At 31.0% G+C, this 4,535-nt stretch carries 4 protein-coding genes; all 4 read left to right on the forward strand.

Annotated elements, in window-relative coordinates; all coding sequences use genetic code 11:
• Nucleotides 1-427 precede the first annotated feature (427 nt).
• The gene (locus U9R42_03150) at nucleotides 428-1,531 is read left to right on the forward strand and encodes a Fic family protein (protein ID MEA3495013.1); all 1,104 of its coding nucleotides are present in this window, start codon (nucleotides 428-430) and stop codon (nucleotides 1,529-1,531) included.
• Between the two features lie 259 nt (nucleotides 1,532-1,790).
• Complete coding sequence (locus U9R42_03155; GenBank protein ID MEA3495014.1) at nucleotides 1,791-3,524, forward strand: carbon starvation protein A; 1,734 nt, start codon at nucleotides 1,791-1,793, stop codon at nucleotides 3,522-3,524.
• A complete protein-coding gene (locus tag U9R42_03160) occupies nucleotides 3,508-3,945 on the forward strand; it encodes a hypothetical protein (GenBank protein ID MEA3495015.1) in 438 nt (145 codons plus the stop codon). The genes U9R42_03155 and U9R42_03160 overlap by 17 nt, the downstream gene beginning before the upstream one ends.
• Nucleotides 3,946-4,009: 64 nt before the next feature.
• Complete coding sequence (locus U9R42_03165) at nucleotides 4,010-4,411, forward strand: SHOCT domain-containing protein (GenBank protein MEA3495016.1); 402 nt, start codon at nucleotides 4,010-4,012, stop codon at nucleotides 4,409-4,411.
• The last annotated feature ends 124 nt before the right edge of the window (nucleotides 4,412-4,535 follow it).

Genomic DNA, 4,535 nt, shown 5'->3' on the forward strand with positions numbered 1-4,535 from the left:
TAGCATGTTAAGAAAATTTATTTTCTGTTACATGATAACCTTTCGGTATAAAAGAAAAACTTAATTGTGTTTTTGGATTAACATCTTTTTTGACCATAGAAAAAGTTGAGCAAAGCAAAAATGTCCGTATATTTGACAAAAATTTAATCGGTGGTTAGGGTTATTAGACAGACTGACGTTAAGTACAATCCCCCTACGGAGAAAAATCCGTTGAGTTTTTCAGCTAACTAATGATAAAATAAAGGGTTGAAATGAACAAAATTGAAAACTATTAATTGACTGTAAATTAAACAATTAACTTTGACGTTAGTTGGAAGCTTAAAAAAGTATCGTGCAACGAATAAACTGCTTAATCAATGCAAATAATGCTACGATAATTTTTGAATGTAACTAATAATGTGTATCTTTGTTGCAAAATATACAACGAATGAGTTATTACATACATCAAAAAGATAATTGGCCCAATTTCATTTGGAAAAGCGATGAATTTGTTAACCAATTAAGCGAAGCTAGAAATCTGCAAGGACGTTTAATTGGCAAAATGGAATCGTTGGGTTTTGATTTGAGAGACGAAGCCTTACTTGATACATTAACATTAGACGTTTTAAAATCAGCAGAAATTGAAGGCGAACTTTTAAATCCAGAGCAAGTTCGTTCTTCAATTGCACAAAGATTAGGGATGGAATTTGCAGGTTCAATAGTGTCAGACAGAAATGTTGACGGAATGGTTGAAATGATGATTGATGCAACGCATAATTGCTTCAAACCATTAACGGTAGATAGACTTTTTGATTGGCACGCAGCATTGTTTCCAATGGGTAGAAGTGGAATATTTAAAATAACCGTTGCTGATTGGAGAAAAGATAAAAGTGGCTTAATGCAAGTTGTTTCAGGTTCAGCAGGTAAAGAAAAAGTCCATTTTCAAGCCCCTGATGCAATCGTAATAGAAACTGAGATGAACCGTTTTATAGAATGGTTTAACGAGAATGATAAAATTGATTTAGTAATAAAAGCAGCTATTGCACACCTTTGGTTTATTACAATTCATCCTTTTCAAGACGGAAATGGACGAATAACGAGAGCATTAACCGATATGTTGCTATCACAATCAGACAAAAGTACTCAACGTTTTTATAGTATGTCGGCTCAAATTAGGATTGAAAGAAAACAATACTATGAGATACTTGAAAAAACACAAAAAGGAGATCTCAATATAACCGAATGGATAAAATGGTTTTTAAACTGTTTAATAAATGCCCTAAAATCAACCGACAAAACTTTGACACTAGTATTATTCAAAGCTGACTTCTGGAACAAACACTCAAAAACAATTATAAACGAGCGACAAAAAAAGTTGCTAAACAAATTATTAGATGGATTTGCTGGGAAATTGACTTCTTCGAAATGGGCAAAGATTGCAAAATGTTCAAAAGACACTGCAATTCGAGATATTAATATCCTGATAAGCAAGGATATATTGCAAAAAGAAGAAGCAGGAGGAAGAAGTACAAGTTATGAATTAAGAAATTAATAATCGCCAGTTTGTAATCGAGTAGGCGGCTAATATTCCTTCATTAAAACTACGGCTAACAAAGTGTAGCTCTCACAATTTATCTGCTATAATAAAATGCAAGCATAAGCCTGACCTTTTGGTATTCCCAAACGAATAAAACTTCGCATTCTTTTGTTTGGCTTTTTCCAGTTTTGTCCGTACGGCTACTTTATTTTTTTTAATTTTGAATGCAATTTTTTATATATTTGAATCAAAATAAAAAACAATTTGATTTGATATGAGTGCTTTATTAATAATGCTTTTTACTTTCGGTGGTTATATTGTCATGTACAAAATTTATGGCAAATTTATCGGGAATAAAATATTTAGTATAAATAATAAAAACAGTGTTCCTTCTGTTGAGAAAGAAGATGGAGTGGATTATGTTCCTACAAAAAAACAGATAATTTTCGGGCATCATTTTGCATCAATTGCAGGAACGGGACCAATTGTAGGTCCTGCAATAGCAATAATCTGGGGCTGGGTTCCTGCAATGATTTGGATATTTGTCGGTAGTGTTGTTATGGGTGCAGTTCATGATTTTGGTTCATTAATAATTTCATTAAGAAATGATGGAAAATCAATTTCAGAGTTAACAGCAAAATATATAAATCCGCGAACAAAAATTTTCTTTTTCATTATCGTTTTTCTGGAATTATGGATTGTAATTTCTATATTCGGATTGGTAATAGCCATTATTTTCAGCATCTATCCTACTTCCGTTATTCCTGTTTGGTTACAATTACCTATTGCAATGTTATTGGGTTTTGTTATTTATAAAAAAGGAGGAAATTTAACTCTCTACACAATAATAGCTGTTGTTTTAATGTATCTTTCAATGGTAGTTGGTAATTTTATTCCTATTGAAATGCCTTCACTTTTTGGATTGCCATCAACAGCTGTATGGACAATTATTTTACTTATTTATGCATTTATTGCTTCTGTTTTGCCTGTTACTTCTTTACTTCAACCCCGAGATTTTATAAATGCTTACCAACTTGCAATAGCAATGACTTTGATAATCTTAGGGATTATTTTTTCTGCAGTTAGTGATGAGTTGGAAATTGTTGCTCCTGCTGTTCAAACGAAACCTGCTGATGCTCCTCCAATGTTGCCATTTTTGTTTATTATAATTGCCTGTGGAGCTATTTCAGGCTTTCATTCATTAGTTTCTTCAGGAACTTCTGCTAAGCAAGTGCGACAAGAGAACGATTCATTATTTGTAGGATACGGCTCTATGCTTCTTGAAGGAGCTTTGGCAACATTAGTTGTAATTGCAGTTGCAGCAGGAATTGGAATGGGTTACAAAAGTACTGACGGGCAAATGCTTGAAGGAGTAGCTGCATGGACAAATCATTATTCTTCATGGGCAGTGGCACAGGGACTTGGTTCAAAAATAGGTGCTTTTGTTGAAGGTGCATCAAACATGATAGGAAGTTTGGGAATTCCTAAAAATATTTCTCTTGTAATAATGGGCGTTTTTGTTGCATCATTTGCAGGAACAACCTTAGATACTGCCACAAGAATTCAGCGTTATGTTGTTACAGAACTTTTTAGCGGATTTAAAAATAAAATTTTTAGTAATAGATATATTGTTACTTTTTTTGTTGTTTTAACTGCGGCTATTCTTGCTTTTGCAACAGGTGCTGATGGTAAAGGTGCATTAAGTTTGTGGCCATTATTCGGAGCTGTAAACCAAACGCTTGCAGCACTTGCTTTAATTATTATTACTCTTTATCTTAAACCGAAAGGAAATAATAAATGGTTGGTAGCAGGAATTCCTGCTTTGTTTATGAGTGTTATTACTTTTTGGGCTACAATTATGAACCAAAATTCTTTTATGTCAAATAATGAAATTTTACTTTCAGTGGTCAATGGAATTATTATGGTAATTGTTTTATGGGTTACAATTGAAGGAATTATTAAATTTTTTCATCTTCATAAAAATACTAAATATGTCAAAAATTCGTGATATTTTAATAAAAACTTATTTTATGCAACTTATTCCTGCATTATTAATTTTAGCTGTAATTGAAATATTGAAACAAAAGTTTTCTCTTCTAATTGACCTTTCTACATCTCAGATTATTAAAATATTAACTTTTGTTTTTGCTACTTCAACTGCAATTGCTTTTCCCATTTGGTACAGGTTATGGTTTGTAAACAAAGTAAAAAATCAAAAGAAAATTTCTGCGAGTGAATTTGTTAATTTTGAAAAAAACATTATTTTTATTGTTCTACTTACACCGTATTTTTTGATAATTGCATCATTGTTTAATTTTGATAGCTTCTTTTATTATGGAACAATATTACTTTCTTTATACGCTTGTTATTATTACTATCCAACTCATAAAAGGATAGAGAATGAGATTAAAATATTTAGAATGAAATAGAACCTCCCTTAAAACAGAACATCCAACTTTGTAGTAAAAAGCTTACTTTTGAAGTATGAATTTAATGAGAAAAATTCTTTACATATCTTTATTTTTCATAGTATTTGCCAATCTTACAATTGCATCTAATAGCAATATTCCACAAAAGGATAACATAGAAACGCTTACAAATGAAAACATAAAAGTTTCAAGCTTTAATGAATTGAAAGCAGATAAAGAATGGGTTCAAATAGTTTTGTTTTCCATTGGTGCTTTTCTTGTTTTTTTTATAATTCTTAGTTTATCTTCAAAACTTACCAGAAAAATATCAGAAAGAACAGCAAATAAAAAAGGCAAAAAAACTACTGATAAAAATGAGTTAGATTCTTCAGATAAAGTTGCTATTTTAGAAAAGTTAAGCAGACTTAAAGAAAGAGGTGAAATATCAGAAGATGAATTTGAGGAATTAAAGAATGGAATTCTTTAGAGAATGGATATTTTAAGAGGAGGTCTATAAACACCGATTTTTACAGTTTTTAATAAACCATAATTTATTCCTATACTTCGACTGGTTATAATTTGAACCTTTGCACTATGTTTAACAAATAATT

The organism is Bacteroidota bacterium (assembly GCA_034723125.1).
GTDB lineage: Bacteria > Bacteroidota > Bacteroidia > CAILMK01 > JAAYUY01 > JAYEOP01.

What these genes read in the sequence shown, in the direction of transcription:
- U9R42_03150 (MEA3495013.1), top strand. Translation starts at nt 428, where the DNA reads ATGAGTTATTACATACATCAAAAAGATAATTGGCCCAATTTCATTTGG.
- U9R42_03155 (MEA3495014.1), top strand. Translation starts at nt 1,791, where the DNA reads ATGAGTGCTTTATTAATAATGCTTTTTACTTTCGGTGGTTATATTGTC.
- U9R42_03160 (MEA3495015.1), top strand. Translation starts at nt 3,508, where the DNA reads ATGTCAAAAATTCGTGATATTTTAATAAAAACTTATTTTATGCAACTT.
- U9R42_03165 (MEA3495016.1), top strand. Translation starts at nt 4,010, where the DNA reads ATGAGAAAAATTCTTTACATATCTTTATTTTTCATAGTATTTGCCAAT.